Raw genomic sequence first — 21,506 nt, forward strand, 5'->3', positions numbered from 1 at the left:
AGACCCGAGGAGACGCGATGAACGCAGCCAACACGCAATTGATCTTCCTCCACGGCGCCGGTGAGCGCGCCGATGTCTGGGACGACGTCATCGCCGAACTGCCGGCCGATTGGTCGTGCAACGCCATCGACCTCGGCGAACTCGGCGTCATCGACGACGGAATGTTCGACTTGTCCGACGCCGCGGATCGAGTTCTACAGAGGATCGAAGCGGAGCAGTCGACAGTGGTCTGCGGACTCTCTCTCGGTGCGATGGTGGCGACGGTGGTCGCGGCTCGAGCCGACCCCGGCGCACTCGACGCGCTGATTCTCTCCGGTGGACAGGTGAGGCCGCCGAAGTGGATGATGCGCCTGCAATGGCAGATCTCCATCCGACTGCCGGAACGGGCATTCGCCGCATACGGTTCGACGAAGTCCGAGACCTTGGCCATGTACGCGGCGGTCGAAGCCGCCGATCTGCGGGACCGCCTCGGCGAGGTGAGGGTGCCGACTGCAGTGTGGTGCGGAACGCGGGACATCGCGAACAGGCCTGCGGCCAGGGAGTTGGCGGAAGGCATCGACGGAGCCGAACTCCGGTTCGTCCCCGGGATGGGCCATGACTGGCACCGCAGTCATCCGGCGGCTTTCGCAGCGCACCTGCGCGAATTCCTCTCTGCCACGTCGGCACGCACGCCGCGGGGCCGGTGACATTCGGTCACCGGCCCCGCGGAGTCGACGATGGATCGCCGATCCGTCCGACTCGGACGTTCTCGGACTCAGAGTTCGCCGACCGGCACCTGTTCGTCGGCGAGACGGTCGGCGCTGACTTCCTTGCCGATGAGGGCGCGGAGCTCGTCGCCGTAGTCCCAGACATTGACGTTCATGGCCGCGGTGACCTTGCCGGCTCGGTGCCAGAACACGATGAATTCGCCGCTGGACTTGTCGCCGCGGATGACGACGTCGTCCTCGGATTCGCCTTGACCGACGTATTCCATGCCGAGGTCGAACTGGTCGGTGTAGAAATACGGCTGCCAGTCGTAGGTCTTGGTCCCGCCGCTGATCGTCGAGGCTGCGACCTCGGCCTGGCGAACTGCATTGTCCCAGTGCTCGACGCGCAGACGTTCACCGCGCAGAACGTTCTTCGCATTCGCGATATCGCCGATGGCAAAGATGCTGCCATCAGAGGTGCGCATCTGTTCGTCGACGATCACGCCGTTCTCGGTCGTCAAACCCGCCGAGGTGGCCAGATCGACGGCGGGATCCGCGCCGATTCCGATGACGACGAGATCGGCGGGTACACTTCCGGCAGACGTTTCGACGGCCTCGACAGCGGAGTCACCGGTGAAGGCTGTCGTGTCCGCGTTCTTGAGGAAGTTCACTCCGTTCTTTCGGTGCAGGTCTTCGAAGTACTCTCCGAGCTCCTGCCCGAGGACACCGGAGAGCGGGGGAGCATCGGTGTGGAGGATGACCGTGACATCGCAGCCGTGAGACTTCGCTGCGGCCGCAACTTCGAGGCCGATCCAGCCGCCGCCGATGATCGCGACCTTCTTGCCCTCACCGAACTGGGACCGGATGGCCACGGCATCCCCGGCGTCGCGGAGAGTGTGGATATTGCCCAGTTGAGCGCCGGGGACATCAAGAGTTCGGGGCACCGATCCGGTCGCGAGGATCACCTGACCATAGGACAGGTCACCGCCGTTGTCGAGAGTAAGGGTCTGAGCATCTGTGTCGACCGCGGTCACCGAGGTGCCGAAGAACGTCTCGACGTCGTGGGCCGAGTACCAGTCTTCTCCTCGGAGGGCCGAGTCGGCGGGATCCGAACCCTCGATCATCACCTTCTTCGACAGATCCGGGCGGTAGTACGGAGCCGCGGGATCGGTGCCGACGAGCGCGATCCGAGCGGTGTAACCGGCATCCCGCAGCGATTCGACCACGGTGCCTCCTGCCAGGCCTGCGCCGATGACGACTGTTCCGAATTCTTCTGCCATTGTCGGTCCTTTCGTAGAGGGGACTCTCGTTCGACTGTACTCGCCGAGTTCAAGTGGCTCCACCGAGCCCGCCCCAGGTGACACACTGTGCCTCACGAGGTCCCATACCGCTCGTGCGATTTTGATCAAGGGCAGGGGGCAGGCGTAAGCTGAAGTCGAAAAGGGGCTATAGCTCAGTTGGTAGAGCGTCTCGTTCGCAATGAGAAGGTCAGGGGTTCGATTCCCCTTAGCTCCACACATCTCTCCGTCGACTCGTTCGATGCCGAATATTGCGTTGTGGACCTCATGCAATCGAAGCCGGACGCCGGGTCAGGCGGCGCGTCGAAGCGAGCAGAGTCAGGACGGACGTGGAATGGACACGAAGACGGCGACCATGACCGGCGTCCTGGGCCTTGCCGGGGTTGCCCATTTCGCCCGACCCAAGCTCTTCGACTCCATCGTCCCGCCTCGGTTGGGCAATCCACGTTTCTGGACCATAGCCAGCGGCGTCGCCGAACTCGGTTGTGCAGGGCTGTTGGCCAACCCGGCCACCCGGCGCCTCGGCGGTGTCGCTTCTGCCGCGCTCATGGTCGGCGTCTTCCCGGCCAACATCTACACAGTGGTCAAGCAGTGGGACAATCCGAAGGGCCGAGCCATCGCCTGTGCGAGACTGCCTCTGCAGATCCCGCTCGTGTGGGCATCGGCGGCGATTGCCGCTGAATCCGACTGATTCTCCTCCTGCACACCCGAACCTCCTGCCGCGATCAGTCCTGAGCTGACCGTTCGCGACGCCCCCTGCGCGCCGCCCGTCCTCCTCGCAGAGTGAAGACCTGGCTGCAAGGTTCCGGATCATCTGTTGCAGGCCCTCACCAACCGTGACATATTCGACTCATGGTGGGGAATCTTCCAAGCAATGTCGAGACTTTGGCCGGAATGCACTTCTCTGCGGCCACAGCTGCCTTCCAGATCGAAGGGGCGCGCAGCGCAGATGGTCGCGGCCGCAGCATCTGGGATGACTTCGTTGACACGCCCGGTAACATCATCGACGGCAGCACTGCCGAACCGGGTCCCGACAGCTACCACCGCCTCGATGACGATATCGCGATGCTTGCCGACCTCGGTGTCGACCGGTACCGGTTCTCCATCTCCTGGACCCGTGTCATTCCGAATGCCGGGACGGACGCCTCGGTGAATTCGGCGGGGCTCGACTACTACGACCGCCTTGTCGACGGACTCCTCGCCGCCGGGATCACACCCGAACCGACGCTCTACCACTGGGACCTGCCGGTCGCACTCGAGGCGAACGGCGGATGGCTCAACCGCGACACAGCCCACCGCTTCGGTGACTATACGCAAGTGGTAGCCGGTCGCCTCGGTGACCGCGTTCGTCATTGGTACACGATCAACGAACCCGCATCGACATCGCTGCAGGGCTATGCGCTGGGGGAACTGGCCCCCGGGCGTACTCTGCTCTTCGACTCTCTGCCCACGGTCCACCACCAGCTGCTGGCCCACGGGATCGCCGCTCCCATTCTGCGCGGGCACGGCGCAGTTCAAGCGGTGCCGACGCTCAACCACAGTCTCGTCCTCCCCGCTTCCGAGTCTGCCGACGACCATGCTGCGGCCGACCTGCTCGATGCGATTCACAACCGCCTCTTCACTGACCCGCTGCTCACGGGACGATATCCCGACCTCAGCCCCTTCGGCGTCGAGCTGCCGGTGGCCGACGGCGATATGGACCTCATCTCCGCACCAAACGAGGTCTACGGCTTCAACTACTACAATCCGACCACGGTCCGTGCCTCGGCAGGACCGGTGCCGTTCGAGATGGTGCCCACACCCGGGGCGCCCGTGACCGGGTTCGGTCCCATGTGGCCGATCCGACCGGACACGATGCGCGACTTCCTCATCGACATGGGTCGACGCTACGGGACCGCACTGCCGCCGATCATCATCACCGAGAACGGAGCCTCGTTCCCCGAACCCGACACCACCGATACGGAGATCATTGATTCCGAGCGGATCGACTATCTGCGTGACCACCTCGGCGCGGTGAGTGAAGCGAAGGCAGCAGGTGTGCGCATCGACGGGTACACCGTCTGGTCGCTGTTGGACAATTTCGAATGGGCCGAAGGATGGAGCCAGCGCTTCGGCCTCGTACATGTCGATATGAACACCGGAACGCGGACACCGAAGGCGTCCTTTCGCTGGTATCGGGATCTCATCTCCGCGGTTCGGCCATGAGCGCGGTCAGCCCTCCGCCTCACCCAGGCGGCTCCGTTTCGCGAGTACGTGTATCGATTGGGTGGATGGTGTGGTTCACACTCGCCTGGTTGGCGATCTGGACGGTTCAGCTGACACCGATCCAACTCCTCCTGCCACTTCAGCTCGACACTCAGAGCGGACACTGGATCGACGGAGTCGTCTGGTCCGGACTCGTCCTCTCGGCCGGCGGCCTGGCAGGTATCGCTGCCGCCCCCGTGGCCGGTCGGCTCTCTGACCGCACCCGTTCGCGGTACGGTCGGAGACGTCCTTGGGCGATCGGAGGATCGGTGCTCGCCGCACTCGGTCTCGTCCTCACCGGCAGCGCGGAAGGACCCCTGCTGGTCGGGGCGGCGTGGGTGGTCACCTCGGTCGGCGTATCCGTGGCTTCTTCGGCGCTGACTGCACTCATCGCCGATCAGCTCGATGACCAGCGCGGTGCAGCGTCCGCTGCGGCCAGCTCGGCTCAAGCCGTCGGCGTCGTCGTCGGCGTCGCCACAATCGTGCTGCTCGGCCTGAGCGCCGGCGCATCCTATGCGGTGCTGGCCTGCTTCATCCTCGTCATCGGCACGGTCACTGCGCTGCTGCTGCCCGATCCGCCGCTGCCGCATGCCGCCGTGCTCGAGTTCCATGCCCGTCGTGATCTCATTCGGCCGCGGGTATCCTCACTTGTCGACCCGAGCTTCACCCGCCTGCTCCTCAGTCGCTTCATCGTCAACGTCGGCAATTCGTTCGGAACGTCGCTGCTGCTGTTCTTCCTGCTCTACGGGATCATGATCCCCGCCGCCGACGCCGAGAACCGCCTGCTCATCCTCATCGTCATCTACACGGTCTTCGTGGTGGCGGCCTCGATCCTCGTCGGCATGGTCACGGACAGACGAGGCAGCCGACGCTTCTGGACAGTCATCGCCGCACTCGTCCAGGCCTGTTCGGGAATCATCATCCTCATCAGCCCGAACTTCACCATGACAGCAGTGGCGGCCGGAGTCATGGGTGCCGGATACGGAGCCTACATGGCGGTCAGTCTCGCCCTGGCCACGGACCTTCTGCTCGACCCGGACGACCATGCTCGCGACCTCAGTCTCGTCAACAGTTCCGCGAACCTCGGCCAGCTGATCGGTCCGCTCCTGGGCGCCGGGCTCGTTGCCTTGGTCGGTGGGTTCTGGCTGCTCTTCGCGGCCGCCGCGGTCGTCTCCGTGCTTGGAGCAGGACTGACGCTGACTGTGCACCCCTCACGTGCCGTGCTGCGGGCTCCGCAGCCGGACTGAAGCTCATCCGACTCGTCGGTCGGATGAGCTCTGGCTCAGGCCAGCCCGAGCAGCTTTCCGCTCTTCGACAGTTCCGGGTCCGTACATGAGGACAGATCGAAGCAGCAGGGACGACGTTTGCCGGACTCGAGCTTCGAGATTGCGACGTCGACACGGCGTGCCCGTGTATCGGCGTTCTTCGTCGACTTGATCCAGCGCACCCATTCCCACCGGGCCATCGGCGTGAGTCCGGCCCAGACATCGTCGAGATCACCGGCACCGTCGAGCGCCGCACGGAGGTCTGAGGGAACCGTCACCTCCGGCCAGTTCTTCGTCGGCGTCAGGCCGACCTCGATCCCCGCTCCTTCTCTCTTCCCAAGCTTCTCCCACTGGTCGTCATCGAGACTGATCCAATGACCGCGACGTCCGTCGGGTTCGATGACAGTGCTGAAATCGGTGCCATCGAGGGTGCCCGTGACTGCGACCTGGCCGCGTGAGGGCAGCTGATCGCTGGCGTCCTGAGGCAGGCGCAGAATCGGCCGGTCGAAGAGCAGCTCGGCGTTCGCAGTGAAAGTGACGTCGGCAGTCGTGGCGGTCATGGTGACTCCTCAAAGTACGGATGCTCGGGTCGGGACACTCGGCTTCTGTTGATCCAATGACTTTCAGAATAGCGGCACGAGACGGTGCCGGCTTCTTGATTCCTGACGTACTTCAGCCGACCGCCCGACCGACCCAATCCGGGCGCTCCATGTCGATCTGTGAGATCCGATCCGCCACTGTGTCCGGGAAGGGCACGACTCGGTCCTCCGCCTGGTCGACGTGGAGGGCCATGATCTCCTCGGTCGATACGAGCCGCTCATCGACGTACATCTCATAGGCCAGGTGCAGCTTCTTCTCAGCAGCACTCACGAGGTGGGGGACGACGGTGATCCTGTCGCCGAGGGCCGCCTCGTCGAGGTAGCGGATATGGGATTCGACGGTGTACAGGGACGCCTTCGCGCTTTCCCGGTAGGCGGCATCGAGACCGAGCTGATCCATCACCTGATCGGTGGCGAAACCGAACACGAGGACGTAGAAGGCTTCTGACATGTGCCCGTTGTAATCGATCCACTCGGACACGACTTCGGTGCTGTATGACCCGAGTGTCGTCGCCGAGGCGACCCTTGACATCGGTGCGGACGTCGGGGGAGCAGCAGAGGAGGGAGGAGCGCCTGCCACGCCGTCCGCAGACTCACCGTCACCGGAGTCTGCCGTGGTGGTGGCCAACTGGTCGGTGAGCCGACGCAGGGCGATGATTCCGGCATCACGATGCGCCACGAGGTCGGCGATGGAGCGGTCACCGGCCTCGATATCGCAGCCGGCCACGACATCATCACGCAGCCGTTGACTGAGCTCCGGAGCGGTCAGCCGCGTCCACGGAGACTTCAGCGAGGGGCCGAAATGGTCGAGCATATGCGCCATTCCGCCCTCGCCGCCGGCGAGGTGGAAGGTGAGCATCGGCCCCTGGAACGGCCACCGCAGACCAGGGCCGTCGGTGATCGAGCGGTCGATCTGCTCGACCGTGGCCTCGCCCTGCTCGACCATGTACAGGGCCTCGCGCCACTGAGCCTCCTGCAGTCGGTTGGCAATGAAACCGGGGACTTCGCGGTCCATGCGGATGACGGATTTGCCGATATGGCTGAAGAAGTCGGCGGCCCAGTCGACGGCGGCAGCCGACGTGGACCGGCCGCCGACGACCTCGACCAAGGGGATGAGGTAGGGCGGGTTGAATGGGTGGCCGACGACGAGGCGCTCGGGGTGGGCCGCCTCGGTGGCCATTTCGGTCATGCTGTATCCCGAGGTCGACGAGCTGACGACGATATTCGGCGGGCACACCTCGTCGATCTGGGCGAGCAGTCCGCGCTTGAGGGCGAGGTCCTCGGGTGCGGACTCCTGGACGAATCCGGTGCCGGCGACCGCCTCGGCGAGGTCGGTGTGGATCGACCAGGCGGTGCGGTCGGCTGACTCGACCATGTCGAGTTCGGCCAGGGCCGGCCAAGCCGCATCGAGGAGGCGCGCGAATTTCTCGCCGGCGTCTGGAGCCGGGTCCCAGATCTTCACCCGGTAGCCCTGTGCGAGGAAGTATGCGGCCCAGCCGCCGCCGATCGTTCCAGCGCCGACGCAGGTGATGGTGTCGATGGCGTCGAAGCCGAGGAACTCCGGCGTGTCGGGAAGGGGCGTGGCGGGGGTGGAATCGTTCACAGATCGCCTCCGGTGATGGTCGGTGTCTGCACGCGCAGATCGAGGATCTCGCGGGCCTCGTCAGGAGTGGCGACTGATGCACCGAGATCGGTGATGATGTCGACGGCACGAGCGGTGAGATCGGCGTTCGTGGCCTTGACGCCCTTGGACATGTAGAGGTTGTCCTCGAGTCCCACGCGGGCATGACCACCGGCGAGCACGGAGTGGGCCACCCACGGCAGCTGGTTGGCACCGATGGCAAATGACGTGAACTGCGCACCTTTGGGCAGCATGTTCACCATTGCAGCCAAGAGGCCAGGATCGGCCGGAGCACCGTAAGGGATGCCCATGCACAGCTGGTACAGGGGCGGGGCGTCGATGAGTCCCTCCTCGACCAGCACATTGGCGAACCACAGATTGCCGGTGTCGAAGATCTCCATTTCGGGACGCACTCCCAGAGTCTGGATGCGCTTCGACCCTTCGCGCAGCATGTCGGGGGTCGAGACATAGAGGTTCGAACCTTCGCCGAAGTTGAGGCTGCCGCAGTCGATCGTGCAGATCTCGGGCAGCAGCTCCTCGACGTGGGGGAGTCGGTCCAGGGCGTTGATGAGATCGGTGCCCGGCATCGTGGTCAGCGGATCCTGCGGATCGATGACGAGGTCGCCGCCCATCCCGGCGGTGAGGTTGATGACCGGGTCGACGTCGGAGGCGCGGATGCTGCGAACCACTTCGCGGTAGTAGGCGACTTCGCGCGAACCCTGTTTCGTCTCGAGGTCGCGGACGTGGATGTGGACCACCGACGCCCCGGCGCGGGCCGCCGCAATGGCATCGTTCGCAATCTCTTCGGGGCTGACGGGAACGTGTTCGCTCTTGCCGGTGGTGTCCCCGGCTCCTGTGACGGCACAGGTGAGGATGACCTTGCGGTTCATGATGACTCCTTCAGTCGATCGGCGGTTGTAGCGGTTGTGGGTTCTGTGGGATGCATGATGGCGCGATCGAGGTAGGAGCGCAGACGCCGGGAGAAGGTCTCGGTGTCCATCACCCCGGTGAGCACCTTGATTCCGAGTCCGTCGAGGAGGGAGGTGAGTTCGTCGGTCATGGCACGTGGATCACCGCCTCGGAAGCAGCCGGTGCGCTGACCGTCCTCGAGCGTCGTCTGGACGGTGCGCGACCAGCGTTCGTAGCTGAGCGGATAGTTCGACAGAGCCGAACCTTCGAGGGCCATTCGAGTCCACGTCTGCAGCCAGATCGACCATTCGCCGCGTTCCGTGCGTCCCAGTGGGGACTGCAGCTTCAACAGACTTTCTAGTCTCTGCGCGGGGTCCGCGATGTCGTCAAGCCACGCGATCTGACGGTCGAAGGCGAGTTTGACCGAATAGTCGAGAGCGGCATCGAAGAGCTCGGACTTGTTGGCGAAGTAGTAATGGATGCTCGGCGCCGAGACCCCGGACGCCGCCGCGATATCGGCGATGCGCACTGCGTCGAAGCCGTACCGGCCGAACAGCGTCCACGCCGCCTCGGCGATCGTGCGTCTCGGGTTGGCGTCGTCGTCGCTGACTGCCGCGGCTGCTGGGTTCGGCGGAAGCGCGGAGACCTGGGACTCGTCGCCGAGCAGCCACCGGACGGTCACACCTGTGGCGGTGGCCACGCCGAGGAGCTCATCGGCGGTGAAGCGGCGGCGACCTGACAGCGCCTTGGACAGCTTCGTCTCGTCGATGCCGATCACAGAGGCGATCTTGCGCTGCTTCAATCCGGACCGCCGGATGGCGTCCCGGACGCGGAGTCCGGTGGCCTCGGACCCCCTGTCGATCGTGCCGCGGGAATAATCCCCGGTTTCGGTCGTCTGCCCTCCTGTCATGGTGCCGAACCTACCTCAGCAACAAGTCCGCTCGCAAGTAAATATGAATAAGAGTCAGAACTTGCGATCAGTGACCATGGAGAGGAATTCGTGTCGATCCGAACCGTCCGAGGCAACACAAATCGGTTCTATGCGGATAGTCTCGTTATCGGTGGGCGATCCCCATCACCATCGACCGCGCCGAGGAGCCCCAATGACCGACAGTCTTCATTCCCGCATGCACGTTGTCTCCGATGAGACCCGAAACCTCGTGAATCTCGTGCTCGAGTACTCGCGTCGTCGGACTCTGGCCGAGGACACTCCGCTCGACCATCCGACCTCGGAAGCCGAGCTGCGTCGACTGGCCGGCCCCACCGTCACCGAGGAGGGGCTGGGATCAGCTCGGGCGCTGGCGATCTTCGAGCACATCTTTGCTCCGGCTTGCATCTCCACCGACCATCCGAAGTACCTGTCATTCATCCCCAGCGCTCCCACGAAGGCGGCTGTCGCCTTCGACCTGGTCGTCTCCGCCAGTGCTCTCTACGGCGGTTCGTGGCTCGAAGGTGCCGGAGTCGTCCATGCAGAGAACGAAGTCCTGCGCTGGCTGGCGGGAGAGTTCGGGCTGCCCGCTGGAGCCGGGGGAGTCTTCGTCCAAGGAGGTACGATCGGCAACCTCTCAGCTCTCGTCGCCGCCCGCAACGCACAGAAGGAGAAGCTCGGTGAGACTCGGCCGGGACGCTGGGTGATCGTGTGCAGCGCCGAAGCCCACTCCTCGGTCGCCTCCGCTGCCGAGGTCATGGATGTCGATGTCGCCCCGGTGGCCACCGGCGAGGACGGGATCCTGCGTCCCGACGGCGTGCGTGAGGCCCTGCTCGAACACGGGGACGCCGTGATCGCGGTGGTCGCCACCTCGGGGACGACGAACTTCGGCACCATCGATGACATCGCCGGCATCGCCGCTCTCAAGGACGAGTTCGACTTCTGGCTCCACATCGACGGCGCCTACGGTCTGGCCGCGATGCTCTCGCCGCAGGCACGCCACAAGTTCGCCGGAGTGGAGAAGGCCGATTCGCTCATCGTCGACCCTCACAAATGGCTCTTCGCTCCCTTCGACGCCTGTGCGCTCATCTACCGCGATCCGAATTCGGGGAGGCGAGCGCACACGCAGAAGGCCGAATATCTCGATACACTCACCGACGCGCAGGATTGGAGCCCCTCGGACTTCGCCATCCAGCTGACACGGCGACCGCGTGGGCTGCCGCTGTGGTATTCGCTGGCCAGCTATGGTGCCGAAACGTATCGGGAGGCGATCGGCCATTCGATCGATCTGGCGCGTGAGATCGCCACGGAGATCAAGCATCGAGAGCATCTGCGGCTCGTGCGCGAACCCGAACTCTCGGTCGTCGTGTTCGAGCGCGACGGTTGGCAGCGGTCGGATTATGACGCATGGTCGGATCGTCTGCTCGAGGACCAGCGCGCTTTCGTCGTCCCGAGCTCGCACCAGGGGCGGCCGAATGCCAGGTTCGCGATCGTCAATCCGCTGACGACGTTCGACGATCTCACCGACATCCTCGATTCGATGGAGTGAATGGATGCGTTCGATCCGTCCTTCACTGAGGTCCTCGATCTTCTGAGGGCCCCGCAGAGGTGACGGTCGCTCAGTCTTCGGGTGCATCCTCGGCGGCGGTCGTCGGCTTCGACCGGGGACGGAGTTCGACGGTGAAGGCGGGAAGCAGAGCTTGGGTGATCGGGCCGATCCCCAAGGCATAGAGGACTGTGCCGACCCCGACGACTCCGCCGAGAAGCCAGCCCACGGCGACGACGCTGACTTCGATGAGTGTGCGCACCAGGCGGATCGAGCGTCCGGTCACGCGGGAGAGCCCGGTCATCAGCCCATCGCGGGGGCCCGGCCCGAATTGGGAGCCGATGTACATCGCCGAGGCGGCCCCGTTGAGGACGACGCCCGTGACCATGAGAGAGATGTTCCACCCGAGTTCTTCGGGCCGGGGCAGGAACAGGCGGGTGAGGTCGAGCGCCGGCCCGACGAGGAGGGCATTGAGAATCGTGCCGATCCCCGGCTGCTGGCGCAGCGGGATCCAGATGAGGAGTACGAGGAACGCGAGAATCGTGATGATGGTGCCGAAGGTCAGCGGCACGTGATTCTGAATGCCGGAGTGGAGGACGTCCCACGGCATCATGCCCAAGCCGGCGTTGACCATCATCGCCATCGAGGCACCGAAGAGGTAGAGGCCGAGGACCAGCTGGGGGAGACGCCGCCACAGCCGTCCGCCGCGCAGCTGTGCGATGGGACCGACGTTGGCCAGTTGACGCCTCGGGGCTCTCATCTTCGTCATGTGGTGGCTTTCTGAGGGTTGCGATCAGAGGGACATTTCCATCATGACCGAAATTGGTCTTGTGCGATATAGCCACTTCGTGGAAAGTGGTCCCATGAGGTCAGAACCATGAGCACACCGGTCCTGGGAGCCAAACGACTCATCGGCATCATCGGAGACGGACCGTGGAAGGCGCCCGCATACGAATCGCTGGCCGCCGCAGTGGCCGCGGCGATCACCGACGGACGACTCCCGGTCGGCACGAGGCTGCCGAGCGAACGCGAACTCGCAGCCGCCTCCGGTCTCTCGCGCACGACGACGGGACGAGCGTACGCTCAGCTGCGGGAACAGGAATACATCCTCACTCGCCGAGGCTCCGGCAGCACCGTTCAGCTGCCCAGCGTCCCGGGCGGCCGCATCGACCACCTGCTCTCACCTGCCGGCGGCGACGAGTCGGAGGTCGATCTCACGTGCACCGCTCCGGTCGCACCTCCGGATATCCTCGACGCCTACGACCGGGCACTGTCACGTTTGGGTGCCTACCTGCCCGGCACCGGGTACTATCCTTCTGGGCTACCGGTGCTGCGGGAGATCATCGCCGATCGCTATACCCGGCGCGGCGCCCCGACCGACCCCGATCAGATTCTCATCACCTCCGGGGCACTCGGCGGTGCGGCCATCGCCGTCCGCGCCCTCCTCGACGTCGAACCCGATGAGTCCGCGCGCCGCGGCGGGGCACGGTCGACCTCGCGGGTGCTCATCGAAAGCCCCACCTATCCGAATGCGATCGCCACACTCGAAGGCGCGGGCGCCGCTCTCGTGACCTACCCCCTCGAGTTCGGAACTCAGGGGCACCATTGGGACATCGACGCCATGGAGCAGCTGATGGGACAGACACGTCCGCGCAGCGCCTATCTCATCCCCGACTTCCACAATCCGACCGGCGCACTGCTGCCCGAAGCCCAGCGCAGTGAGCTCGCGGAGGCTCTTCGTCGGCATCGAGTCGTCCCCGTCTTCGACGAATCCCTCGTCGAACTGGAACTCGAGGACGGCAGGATGGCCACTCCGATGTCCGCGCTGATCACGGACGCGGTGACAGTGGGCAGTGTGAGTAAGATCTATTGGGGAGGTCTGCGCATCGGATGGATGCGCATTCCCCGCCACCGGATCGGTCATTTCGCGTCCTCCCGGCTCGGACTCGACCTGGGAGCACCGGTCCTCGAACAGCTCGTCACGGTCGAACTCATGAGCAATCACGATGCTGTCGTCGCCGACTGCCGCTCCCGGCTCAGAGCCGCCCGAGACCTGCTCGCCGCACAGGTGAGGTCATGGCTGCCAGAGTGGAAGCTCATCGTCCCCTCCGGTGGAATGGCGCTGTGGGCCGAACTGCCGGAGGCACGTTCCGGGGTACTCTCGATCGCCGCGAGAAACCATGGTCTCCGCCTCGTCGCAGGACCGAACTTCGCCCCCGCCGGTGGACTCGATCGGTGGGTGCGCCTGCCCTATACGGTGACGGAGAGCGAACTGCAGCATGTGGGGCCGCGACTGGCCGCAGCCTGGGAGGAAGCCAAATCGATGACCGGACGTGGACCGACCGACCGGGCCCGCATCGTGGCGTGAACATCGCGGGCACGCAGGGAAAACCTGAGTACGATGACCGTATGGGAGACGACAGCGGACTCAGTCACGATGGGCAGTACTCGACGGCGACGACCGTCGGGGAGTTCCGAGCCAATATCGCCGAGGTGAAGCGCCGGATCGCCGCTGCCGCCGAGCGCGCCGGCCGGGACCGCGCCGACATCGAGCTGCTTCCAGTGAGCAAGACCGTACCCCAGGAACGCATCCGCCTCGCCGTTGCCGCCGGTTGTGCGAAGTTGGGTGAGAACAAGGTTCAGGAGGCCCACCGCAAATCCGAGGAGATGGCCGACCTCGACATCGATTGGGCTGTGATCGGGCACCTCCAGTCGAATAAAGCCAAGGACGTGGCGAAGTTCGCCAGCGAATTCCAGGCGCTCGACCGACTCAAGGTCGCCAGAGCCCTCGACCGTCGACTCGAAGCGGAAGGACGCAGCCTCGACGTGTATGTCCAGGTCAACACCTCCTCTGAGGACTCCAAATTCGGCATGCCGCCGGAAGAGCTCCTCGACTTCCTCAAGGAGGTGCGAGCCTTCGAGACTCTCAAGGTCCAGGGACTGATGACTTTGGCAGTCTTCTCCTCGGATATCGACCGTGTCCGTCCCTGCTTCCAGCTTCTGCGCGGTCTGCGCGACCAGGTTCGCGAAACCGATCCTGACCTTCTCGGCCTGGGGCGGCTGTCGATGGGCATGTCCGGTGACTTCGAAGTGGCCATCGAAGAGGGCGCAGACTGCGTCCGTGTGGGGCAGGCCATCTTCGGTCGACGAGCGCTGCCGGACTCCCACTACTGGCCCGAAGCCGACTGAACGGCCGACCGGCTGTGCCTCCTTCCCACCCGGAGTCCGGACGTGACAAGCCATCGGCTCAGACGAGTTCGGACGCCGTTCGGCGCCCCTCGACGCAGACGCTCTGGTGGTTCGGCGGTGCCGTGCTCGGCGTCATCCTCGGTGCGGGAATCTCCGGATTCGCCGCTCTGGCCGAAACCGCCCTGACGTCGTGCCTCATCGCTCTGCTCTTCCTCACGTTCCTCGACATCCCTTTCGAAACGGGATTGCGTGCGGTTCGCGATCTGCCTCTTCTTGCTGTGACGGCGGCCTTGAACTTCCTCATCGTCCCGCTGGTCGTCGCCGGTCTCATATCGGTCTTCGACATCGCTGATCCGCTGCTGCCGGCTGTGCTCATCGTGCTGCTGTGTCCCTGCATCGACTACGTCATAGCGTTCACACGTGCTGCAGGAGGCGCCGCCGATCGCCTGCTGATGCTCACTCCCATGCTCATGATCGCTCAGCTGCTGTTGCTGCCCGTGATGCTGTGGGCGGTCACCGGAGGGCGGCTGAGCATCGATCTGCCTGTTCGTCCGCTCGTCGGCGCGCTGGTGCTGTTCATCATCATTCCTCTTACGGCCGCCGTCGTCGTTCGTCGACTTGCCCGCCGGACGCCACGATTGGGCCGGCCCCTCGCCGCGAGCGCACGTCTGATGGATCCGGTCATGACGCTGACGCTGCTCGTCATCACTGCCTCGGTCACCCCGAGGATCGCCCATTCCGCCGGACAGTTGGGGACCGTGGCCGTCGTCTTCGCAGTCTTCGCTGTCGTGATGACCACGATCGGGTGGGGCGTCACGCGGGCTCTGCACGTCGGTCCGCGGCGATCACGTGCTGTGATCCTCTCCGCCGTCACGCGCAATTCCCTGGTCATGCTTCCGATCGTTCGTGCGATCACCGGGGAGGGCATCGGTCCAGCGGGGGTCGTGACGCAGACCCTCATCGAGCTTCTTGTTCTGATCGTCCTCGTCCGCGTCCTGCCTCGTCTGGTGCCGGCCACTGCCGTGGCCGAAAACCGCTAGTAATCGTTCTCCTCGGGGCGGACAATGGAACTATGTTCACCTCCGATCAGTGTTATCAGGCAGTCACTTCCCGTGATCGACGCTTCGATGGAATGTTCTTCACCGCGGTGCGCACCACCGGGATCTTCTGCCGTCCGTCGTGTCCGGCGAGGACTCCGCGGCGGGAGAACGTGGACTTCTTCGTCACGGCCGCGGCCGCGGCAGACGCCGGTTTTCGGGCCTGCCGACGGTGCCGCCCGGATGCCAGTCCGAATTCGCCGCAGTGGGACACCCGCGGAGACGTCGTGGCCCGAGCCATGCGCCTCATCCGCGACGGTGCCGTCGACCGCGGAGGAGTCGCAACCCTCGCCGCCGAACTCGGGTACAGCACTCGCCAACTCGGGCGCCTCATCCACGCCGAGCTCGGTGCCGGACCTCTGGCGCTGGCTCGCACCGAAAGGGTACGCACTGCCAGGACACTCATCGAGGCCACCTCGATGCCGATGAGCGAGATCGCCTTCGCCGCCGGCTTCTCCAGTATCCGACAGTTCAACGACACCTTCCGAACGATGTATTCGATCAGCCCACGACAGCTGCGCAGAGACGGTGCCGAACATTCGGTGACCGACGAAGTCGTACTCCGATTGGCGTATCGCCCGCCGTTCGACTTCGCGCATCTGCTGGGGTACTTCGAGGCACGAGCCGTTGCCGGGATCGAAAATGTCTCGGACGGCGCCTACACCCGGTCGATGCGGCTGACTCACGGTCCCGCCGTGATCACGGTGCGGCAAGGGCACGGGGACTTCGTTGACTGCCGTCTCCGCCTGGCCGACACCCGCGACCTCGGCAGCGCCGTCGCACGAGTCCGGCGCCTCCTCGACCTCGATGCCGACCCCGAGGCGATCGCCCATACACTGCGGTCGGCGGGCCTGCGCCGCCTCGTCGACGACCATCCAGGACTTCGTTCACCGGGCCACAGCGACCCCGTCGAACTGGCTCTGCGGACAGTCCTCGGACAGCAGATCTCCTTGGCCGCCGCCCGCACCCATCTGGAACGCCTCGTCGCAGGTGTTGGAGAATCACTGCCGGAGGAGCTGAGCTTCGGCGGAGTCGACAGGGTCTTTCCCACCGCCGAGGCGATCGCCGCTGTCCCCGCATCCGAATGGGCGTTGCCTTCGAGTCGGATCAGGACGATTCAGACACTGTCGCAGGCGTTGGCCGAGGGCAGTGTGGACCTCGGCGCGGGCAGCGACCGCGAGGAAGCGAGCCGGAATCTGCTGGCACTGCCCGGAATCGGTCCGTGGAGCAACGGCTATATCCGGATGCGCGCCCTCGGAGATCCCGACGTCTTCATGGACTCCGACCTCGGCGTGAAGAAGACCATCGCCGATCTCGACGCGAGTTCAGCGGCACCTGTCGATTGGAAACAGGTCGCCATGAACTGCAGTCCCTGGCGCTCCTACCTCACCCACCTGCTGTGGGCACATCACGCCCGCAGCCCAGCAGCCTGACCGACCGAGACCGAGCAACGAATGATTCTGCCCATGACTCACCGACACGAAGGACGCGCAGACATGACCACGCCGACAACGACCCAACCCGACACCGCACGGAAGTTCACCGCTGCCATGGAGCTGCCGACCGCCTCGGCGCCGGTATATACGACGATCCTCGATACGGACCTAGGACCGATCCTGCTCACCTCCGACGGAGTCCATCTCACTGGTCTCTATCTCGAGGTCTCCGAGGCGATCGATGCTCGACTCGACAGAACGTTCGGAGTCGAACCGACTCCGGAAGACGACCTGGAGATCTTCCACCGCGCCGAGGCACAGCTGGGGGAGTACCTTTCAGGCCAGCGCACACAGTTCGATCTGCCCTTGGCGGCGAAGGGAACGGAATTCCAACGCTCGGTGTGGCAGGCGCTGACGCAGATTCCGTTTGGCAGCACAGCAGGTTACGGTGAGCTGGCCGAGATGCTGGGAAGACCCGGTGCGGCGCGTGCTGTGGGGGCCGCCAACGGAAAGAACCCTATCAGCATCATCGTGCCCTGCCACCGAGTCATCGGAGCGGACGGATCCCTGACCGGCTACGCATGGGGAGAGGGAAAGAAACGCACCTTGCTCACCCTGGAAACCCGCCCCTAATTACTACCTGACGGCGGCCCAGCAACCTCGCGCCAGGTTGCTGGGCCGCCGTCAGGTAGCAAGAAGGGCGGGGATCCTTGTTTGGATCCCCGCCCTTCAGCGGTGGAGGTAAGGGGATTCGAACCCCTGACCTTCTCCATGCCATGGAGACGCGCTACCAACTGCGCCATACCCCCGCTTGCCTGATCAATATTACCCACGTGTGGGTGAGAGACCAAATCGGCGGAGAGTGACGCTCGCCACAAGGGCGGGAATACTGGAACCCCGTGTTCAGGCACTGATCGGGGCCGACCCCGCGGCCCGAGTCCGATGAACTCGGGCCGCGGCGAGTCAGCTATCCGCCGAGGATTCTCCGCGGTGGATCAGATGAACGGCCGGACCTGGCTGAGGTAGCGCACGATATCCCGCTCGCGCAGTTCACGTACGCGCTGCTCGCGAGCGTGTTCGCGCAGGCGAGCCTGCTGACGACGGGCAACCTTCAGGCGGCGAGACTCGGGTGTCGGGGCTGGGCGGCGCGCCCACCGGATGAGCTTCATTCCGGTGCTCAGGGCCCAGCGTCGTGGATAGGTGAATGGGAATGTGGTGGACACAATTATTCCTCGTGGTTTTCGGGCAGGGGATATCCGCAAATGGGCAGGAGATATCCCGGAATGGCGGTCAGATAAACAATTGCCGAAAAAGTCGCGACATTGACAATGAATCGCCTGCGCAAGGGTGCATATGACAAAGGCAGCTAATTGCCAATAAGGGAATAGGTCATTGCAATGACAGATTCACTGATATGGCAACGGAATACGATAGGCAATGAATCCGAACTGGTCGGCCGCACAGCGGAAGGCGCCAGGTGGTACGGCGCTCACTCGCGAATGCAGCAGATCGGACCGAACTCAATGATGTCGGCGTGAAGTGGCCGGATCAGGTGCGGCAACTGGCGGTGCTGGGCACAGCAGGGATGCCGAAAGTGATCTGGACACAAGCCGGGCGTGAAGAATGCCGGATATCAGGCAACCGGTGGCTCAGAGGACAACGGTGGCCGGAAGCCAACCGGTGGAAAAGACGTGGGAGACGGCTGTGTCAGCCGACGAGTCCTTGTCCGCCAATCGGGCAGGCAGCGTATTCATGCCAAGGCGTTCGAAGGTCAGGGCCTGCAAGAAAATTCATCATCGTAACTGCTCTCCTTTCATGGTCGTGGATCTCGTGGGGACGGCGTCAACGTCCGCTATTGTCAAGGTGCAATCAGGGTGGTGTCTGCGAATCCGTAATTGCACTGTCGAATTTAGCACAGCTTTCATTGCGTGTGGGAGTTTTGTTCATTATTTTCTCAAATATTTTCACTTCGACTGTTCGGGCGAGAAAGACGGTTCGTGAAAACTGTTGGTCGAAGCGCTGTTTGGGCCGACGTAGAATCGGAAGAGACGTGCATCAGTCGGACACGCAGCTTGAGGAGTTGAGGATGTCAGAGACCGCCACCACCAGACGTCTGGTCGTCGGATACATCGCCACGGATCGGGGCCGGGATGCGATCTCGCTGGCCATTTCGATCGCGCGTTCCATCGACGTCGAACTCGTGGTCACCATCGTCCGTCCGGAATCATCGACGATTCTCGCCGGCAGCGCCGTGCCCAAGGACGGGGCCGGGATCGTGGCCCAGCAGATCGACGATTGGCTGGACGAAGCCCTGGCACTCATCCCCGATGACATCCGCGCCAGAGGCTGCATCCACATCGCCTCGAACGAATCCAAGGGCCTCATGGAGGTCGCCGAGCAGGAAGGCGCACTGGGCATCATCATCGGTGCACGGGCCACCACACTGATGCGCCAACTGCGCATCGGCACGGTCGCTTCATCGCTGCTGCACTCGTCGACGGTGCCCGTCGTGCTCGCCCCGTCGGGCAGGTCCGACATCGGGCCGATCTCGCGGGTGACCGCACTCTACGGGGCCCGCCCAGGTGCTTCGTCACTCATCGGAGCGGCCATCGAATCGGCTGTCGGCCTCGGAGTCGATCTCAGACTGCTGTCCCTGATCGAGAACGACGGACTCTATGACGACGAGGTCGCCGAGATCACCGAATTCGCCGAACAGTACGGGGGAGCGGTGCTGGCGGACGACGCTTCGGAGATGCTGGCCTCTGGCCGTGCGACGGTGAGAACCAAGGCCGGAGCCGATATCGAAGAGGCCGCCGAGACCATCGACTGGCAGCCCGGCGACCTCGCCTTCATCGGATCGAGCCGCTTGGGCCACGGAGGCAAGGTCGCAATCGGTGCGAGGGCTCGCCGTCTGCTGCGTGTCCTGCCCGTTCCGGTGGTGGTCGTGCCCCGACGTGCCGTGAGTCGACTGCACACCGCCGAAACCGACTGAGGTGCGGATACGTCAATCACAGCGGACCGACATCCGGCTGGGCTCCCACAGCACGGCCGCGTGGATCCATCCGGGTGAGCGGCGTCGGCGTCCGCTGCTGATGGTGCATGGCTTCCGTGGGGATCATCATGGAATGGACCTCATCGCCGGCAGCATCACCGACCGCGAGGTGGTCGTGCCCGACCTGCCCGGGTTCGGTCTCACTGCCCCGCTGGATTCGGGTTCGTCGCTCTCTGCCTTCGTCGATCATCTCCTCGCTCTGCGCGCCGAGGTGGGCAGGCAGCGGGGCGTGACACCGATCCTGGTGGGGCACTCCTTCGGGTCGATCCTGGTCAGCCACCTGGCGGCCTCCCACCGGGACGTCGTCGACGAGCTCGTGCTCATCAATCCGATCACCAGCCCCGCCCTCGAAGGGCCCGCACGATTCCTCACCGCGGTCACCCGCGCCTATTACGCCCTCGGTGCGCGGCTGCCCGAGCGAGCCGGTCGCTCCCTGCTGAGCAACCCCGTGATCGTCCGGGCCATGAGCGTGGCCATGGCCACGACTCGCGACCCCGGCCTGCGTTCGTACATCCATGATCAGCATTCGCGGCACTTCTCGTCGTTCGCTGACCGCGCGTCCCTGTCAGAGGCCTTCGCGACGTCCGTCGCGCACACCGTCACCGAGGTGGCCGACCACCTGAATATGCCCACGCTCGTCATCGCCGGCGATCAGGACGCCATTGCCCCGATCGGCCCGACCCGGGCATTCGTGGAGAAGCTCCCCGACGTCGAATTCGTGGAATTGGATGGGGTGGGCCACCTCGTGCACTATGAACGGTCGGAGGAGGCCGCCTCGGCGATCATGGATTTCTGCCACCGGCGAATCGACCGGTGATTCGGCGCGTGACAGGCCCAAGGCAGATACGGTGAATCGACGAAGGGCCGCTGCGCATCAGCGCAGCGGCCCTTCTCTTCAACCGTGTTGGAGATCAGCGGCGGGAGTCGCGTGCCCAGCGGTAGAGAATCGGCACGAGGAATGCGAAGCACGACGCGAGCAGACCACCCCAGAACACCCAGAACTCGGTTCCCTCAGGTGAGGAGAATGAGGCTCCGAAGAGGTAGAGTCCGAACACGAACAGAGCGAAGGCGAAGACGAAGACGATGACATCGGCGAACGATGCTGAATTGCGGGTTCTCTTCGGGGCGGCGATATCGGACATGGTCTCCTCCGGCGATGTTTCTGGTGGTCAGCTGACTCTCAGCAACAGTCTACATCGCGTAGAGGACTTTGCTCATCTCCGGTCGTGTTCGGCGCTTCGCTCCGGGACCAGCCAACCGAGCAGAGCCGAGACGATCGAGACGATGATCGCGGCGAAGATGGCGGAGAAGAAGAACGAATCGATGGTGAACTCGAACGGGGTGAACCCGCTGAGCCAACTCGTCAGCGCCAACATGATCGCGTTGATGACGATGGAGAACAGTCCCAGGGTCAGACACGTGATCGGAGCCGAGACGAAGCTGAGGATCGGTTTGATGAAGGCATTCGCCAATCCGAAGATGAGGCCGATGACGAGGTAGGAGATGATCATCGCCGGAATGGCGCCGGCCTGCTCCTCGACGACCCGGTTCCCTGTGATCGTCACACCCGGCAGGATCCAGGCCGCCACCCAGATCGCACAGGCGTTGACGATGACGCGAGACAAGAAGTTCATAG

21 protein-coding genes and 2 tRNA genes are annotated in these 21,506 nt (G+C 64.3%); 13 read left to right on the forward strand and 10 right to left on the reverse strand.

Annotation, left to right across the window (positions count from 1 at the left end; all coding sequences use genetic code 11):
• Window positions 1–17: 17 nt before the first annotated feature.
• Complete coding sequence (locus tag HIM68_RS02370; RefSeq protein WP_139907966.1) at window positions 18–686, forward strand: alpha/beta fold hydrolase; 669 nt, start codon at window positions 18–20, stop codon at window positions 684–686.
• A 68-nt stretch (window positions 687–754) separates the two neighbouring features.
• Here HIM68_RS02370 and HIM68_RS02375 read toward each other — a convergent pair whose 3' ends face one another.
• The gene (locus HIM68_RS02375) at window positions 755–1,966 is read right to left on the reverse strand and encodes an NAD(P)/FAD-dependent oxidoreductase (protein WP_139907967.1); all 1,212 of its coding nucleotides are present in this window, start codon (window positions 1,964–1,966) and stop codon (window positions 755–757) included.
• A gap of 162 nt (window positions 1,967–2,128) precedes the next feature.
• Here HIM68_RS02375 and HIM68_RS02380 point away from each other — a divergent pair.
• The 4 genes from HIM68_RS02380 to HIM68_RS02395 all read left to right on the forward strand — a co-directional run bounded on the left by HIM68_RS02380 (window position 2,129) and on the right by HIM68_RS02395 (window position 5,475).
• Window positions 2,129–2,201: transfer RNA gene (locus HIM68_RS02380), tRNA-Ala, on the forward strand.
• A 117-nt stretch (window positions 2,202–2,318) separates the two neighbouring features.
• A complete protein-coding gene (locus HIM68_RS02385) occupies window positions 2,319–2,675 on the forward strand; it encodes a hypothetical protein (RefSeq protein ID WP_229663912.1) in 357 nt (118 codons plus the stop codon).
• Between the two features lie 161 nt (window positions 2,676–2,836).
• Window positions 2,837–4,189 carry a GH1 family beta-glucosidase gene (locus HIM68_RS02390; protein ID WP_172169286.1) on the forward strand — a complete coding sequence of 451 codons (1,353 nt, stop codon included), beginning with the start codon at window positions 2,837–2,839 and terminating at the stop codon, window positions 4,187–4,189.
• A gap of 65 nt (window positions 4,190–4,254) precedes the next feature.
• Window positions 4,255–5,475: an MFS transporter gene (locus tag HIM68_RS02395; RefSeq protein WP_172169289.1), complete on the forward strand. Its 1,221-nt coding sequence runs from the start codon at window positions 4,255–4,257 to the stop codon at window positions 5,473–5,475.
• 35 nt (window positions 5,476–5,510) lie between these two features.
• On the opposite strand, the gene HIM68_RS02400 is transcribed toward HIM68_RS02395, so the two are convergent.
• The 4 genes from HIM68_RS02400 to HIM68_RS02415 all read right to left on the reverse strand — a co-directional run bounded on the left by HIM68_RS02400 (window position 5,511) and on the right by HIM68_RS02415 (window position 9,532).
• Window positions 5,511–6,053, reverse strand: a complete 543-nt coding sequence (locus HIM68_RS02400) for a YdeI/OmpD-associated family protein (RefSeq protein WP_172169292.1) — start codon at window positions 6,051–6,053, stop codon at window positions 5,511–5,513.
• A gap of 112 nt (window positions 6,054–6,165) precedes the next feature.
• Complete coding sequence (locus HIM68_RS19255; protein ID WP_172169295.1) at window positions 6,166–7,695, reverse strand: 3-hydroxyacyl-CoA dehydrogenase NAD-binding domain-containing protein; 1,530 nt, start codon at window positions 7,693–7,695, stop codon at window positions 6,166–6,168.
• Complete coding sequence (locus tag HIM68_RS02410; protein WP_172169299.1) at window positions 7,692–8,603, reverse strand: 3-keto-5-aminohexanoate cleavage protein; 912 nt, start codon at window positions 8,601–8,603, stop codon at window positions 7,692–7,694. The genes HIM68_RS19255 and HIM68_RS02410 overlap by 4 nt, the downstream gene beginning before the upstream one ends.
• Window positions 8,600–9,532 carry a TetR family transcriptional regulator gene (locus HIM68_RS02415; RefSeq protein WP_172169302.1) on the reverse strand — a complete coding sequence of 311 codons (933 nt, stop codon included), beginning with the start codon at window positions 9,530–9,532 and terminating at the stop codon, window positions 8,600–8,602. Before HIM68_RS02415 ends, HIM68_RS02410 begins: the two co-directional genes overlap by 4 nt.
• 193 nt (window positions 9,533–9,725) lie before the next feature.
• Here HIM68_RS02415 and HIM68_RS02420 point away from each other — a divergent pair, with 193 nt between their 5' ends.
• The gene (locus HIM68_RS02420; protein WP_139907974.1) at window positions 9,726–11,099 is read left to right on the forward strand and encodes an aminotransferase class V-fold PLP-dependent enzyme; all 1,374 of its coding nucleotides are present in this window, start codon (window positions 9,726–9,728) and stop codon (window positions 11,097–11,099) included.
• Between the two features lie 70 nt (window positions 11,100–11,169).
• Here the strand turns inward: HIM68_RS02420 and HIM68_RS02425 are convergent, their stop codons facing one another.
• The gene (locus HIM68_RS02425; RefSeq protein WP_172169305.1) at window positions 11,170–11,865 is read right to left on the reverse strand and encodes a YitT family protein; all 696 of its coding nucleotides are present in this window, start codon (window positions 11,863–11,865) and stop codon (window positions 11,170–11,172) included.
• Window positions 11,866–11,973: 108 nt separating this feature from the next.
• Between HIM68_RS02425 and HIM68_RS02430 the strand changes: the two genes are divergently transcribed.
• The 5 genes from HIM68_RS02430 (at window position 11,974) to HIM68_RS02450 (ending at window position 17,451) form a co-directional block, all read left to right on the forward strand.
• Complete coding sequence (locus HIM68_RS02430; protein WP_139907976.1) at window positions 11,974–13,464, forward strand: PLP-dependent aminotransferase family protein; 1,491 nt, start codon at window positions 11,974–11,976, stop codon at window positions 13,462–13,464.
• A 41-nt stretch (window positions 13,465–13,505) separates the two neighbouring features.
• Window positions 13,506–14,285 (forward strand): YggS family pyridoxal phosphate-dependent enzyme, encoded by a 780-nt coding sequence (locus HIM68_RS02435; protein ID WP_139467073.1) that lies wholly within the window; start codon window positions 13,506–13,508, stop codon window positions 14,283–14,285.
• A gap of 14 nt (window positions 14,286–14,299) precedes the next feature.
• A complete protein-coding gene (locus HIM68_RS02440) occupies window positions 14,300–15,325 on the forward strand; it encodes an arsenic resistance protein (protein WP_172169308.1) in 1,026 nt (341 codons plus the stop codon).
• Between the two features lie 32 nt (window positions 15,326–15,357).
• The gene (locus HIM68_RS02445; RefSeq protein WP_172169311.1) at window positions 15,358–16,815 is read left to right on the forward strand and encodes a DNA-3-methyladenine glycosylase 2 family protein; all 1,458 of its coding nucleotides are present in this window, start codon (window positions 15,358–15,360) and stop codon (window positions 16,813–16,815) included.
• A 63-nt stretch (window positions 16,816–16,878) separates the two neighbouring features.
• A complete protein-coding gene (locus HIM68_RS02450; RefSeq protein WP_310650269.1) occupies window positions 16,879–17,451 on the forward strand; it encodes a methylated-DNA--[protein]-cysteine S-methyltransferase in 573 nt (190 codons plus the stop codon).
• A 103-nt stretch (window positions 17,452–17,554) separates the two neighbouring features.
• Here the strand turns inward: HIM68_RS02450 and HIM68_RS02455 are convergent.
• A tRNA-Ala gene (locus HIM68_RS02455) sits at window positions 17,555–17,627 on the reverse strand.
• A 186-nt stretch (window positions 17,628–17,813) separates the two neighbouring features.
• A complete protein-coding gene (locus tag HIM68_RS02460; protein WP_139467077.1) occupies window positions 17,814–18,041 on the reverse strand; it encodes a hypothetical protein in 228 nt (75 codons plus the stop codon).
• Between the two features lie 863 nt (window positions 18,042–18,904).
• Between HIM68_RS02460 and HIM68_RS02465 the strand changes: the two genes are divergently transcribed.
• A complete protein-coding gene (locus HIM68_RS02465; RefSeq protein WP_139467079.1) occupies window positions 18,905–19,810 on the forward strand; it encodes a universal stress protein in 906 nt (301 codons plus the stop codon).
• A 133-nt stretch (window positions 19,811–19,943) separates the two neighbouring features.
• Window positions 19,944–20,687 carry an alpha/beta fold hydrolase gene (locus HIM68_RS02470; RefSeq protein ID WP_253903692.1) on the forward strand — a complete coding sequence of 248 codons (744 nt, stop codon included), beginning with the start codon at window positions 19,944–19,946 and terminating at the stop codon, window positions 20,685–20,687.
• A 94-nt stretch (window positions 20,688–20,781) separates the two neighbouring features.
• Here HIM68_RS02470 and HIM68_RS02475 read toward each other — a convergent pair whose 3' ends face one another.
• Window positions 20,782–21,012 carry a hypothetical protein gene (locus HIM68_RS02475; protein WP_139467084.1) on the reverse strand — a complete coding sequence of 77 codons (231 nt, stop codon included), beginning with the start codon at window positions 21,010–21,012 and terminating at the stop codon, window positions 20,782–20,784.
• A gap of 72 nt (window positions 21,013–21,084) precedes the next feature.
• A complete protein-coding gene (locus HIM68_RS02480) occupies window positions 21,085–21,504 on the reverse strand; it encodes a phage holin family protein (protein WP_039210811.1) in 420 nt (139 codons plus the stop codon).
• Between the last annotated feature and the right edge of the window lie 2 nt (window positions 21,505–21,506).

This window comes from Brevibacterium sp. CT2-23B, from assembly GCF_013168765.1.
Classification (GTDB): domain Bacteria; phylum Actinomycetota; class Actinomycetes; order Actinomycetales; family Brevibacteriaceae; genus Brevibacterium; species Brevibacterium sediminis.

Bases quoted from the DNA above. Each gene is read 5' to 3' on its own strand.
- HIM68_RS02370 (WP_139907966.1), top strand. From the start codon at position 18: ATGAACGCAGCCAACACGCAATTGATCTTCCTCCACGGCGCCGGTGAG.
- HIM68_RS02375 (WP_139907967.1), bottom strand. From the start codon at position 1,966: ATGGCAGAAGAATTCGGAACAGTCGTCATCGGCGCAGGCCTGGCAGGA.
- HIM68_RS02385 (WP_229663912.1), top strand. From the start codon at position 2,319: ATGGACACGAAGACGGCGACCATGACCGGCGTCCTGGGCCTTGCCGGG.
- HIM68_RS02390 (WP_172169286.1), top strand. From the start codon at position 2,837: ATGGTGGGGAATCTTCCAAGCAATGTCGAGACTTTGGCCGGAATGCAC.
- HIM68_RS02395 (WP_172169289.1), top strand. From the start codon at position 4,255: ATGGTGTGGTTCACACTCGCCTGGTTGGCGATCTGGACGGTTCAGCTG.
- HIM68_RS02400 (WP_172169292.1), bottom strand. From the start codon at position 6,053: ATGACCGCCACGACTGCCGACGTCACTTTCACTGCGAACGCCGAGCTG.
- HIM68_RS02410 (WP_172169299.1), bottom strand. From the start codon at position 8,603: ATGAACCGCAAGGTCATCCTCACCTGTGCCGTCACAGGAGCCGGGGAC.
- HIM68_RS02415 (WP_172169302.1), bottom strand. From the start codon at position 9,532: ATGACAGGAGGGCAGACGACCGAAACCGGGGATTATTCCCGCGGCACG.
- HIM68_RS02420 (WP_139907974.1), top strand. From the start codon at position 9,726: ATGACCGACAGTCTTCATTCCCGCATGCACGTTGTCTCCGATGAGACC.
- HIM68_RS02425 (WP_172169305.1), bottom strand. From the start codon at position 11,865: ATGACGAAGATGAGAGCCCCGAGGCGTCAACTGGCCAACGTCGGTCCC.
- HIM68_RS02430 (WP_139907976.1), top strand. From the start codon at position 11,974: ATGAGCACACCGGTCCTGGGAGCCAAACGACTCATCGGCATCATCGGA.
- HIM68_RS02435 (WP_139467073.1), top strand. From the start codon at position 13,506: ATGGGAGACGACAGCGGACTCAGTCACGATGGGCAGTACTCGACGGCG.
- HIM68_RS02445 (WP_172169311.1), top strand. From the start codon at position 15,358: ATGTTCACCTCCGATCAGTGTTATCAGGCAGTCACTTCCCGTGATCGA.
- HIM68_RS02450 (WP_310650269.1), top strand. From the start codon at position 16,879: ATGACCACGCCGACAACGACCCAACCCGACACCGCACGGAAGTTCACC.
- HIM68_RS02465 (WP_139467079.1), top strand. From the start codon at position 18,905: ATGTCAGAGACCGCCACCACCAGACGTCTGGTCGTCGGATACATCGCC.
- HIM68_RS02470 (WP_253903692.1), top strand. From the start codon at position 19,944: ATGGACCTCATCGCCGGCAGCATCACCGACCGCGAGGTGGTCGTGCCC.
- HIM68_RS02475 (WP_139467084.1), bottom strand. From the start codon at position 21,012: ATGTCCGATATCGCCGCCCCGAAGAGAACCCGCAATTCAGCATCGTTC.
- HIM68_RS02480 (WP_039210811.1), bottom strand. From the start codon at position 21,504: ATGAACTTCTTGTCTCGCGTCATCGTCAACGCCTGTGCGATCTGGGTG.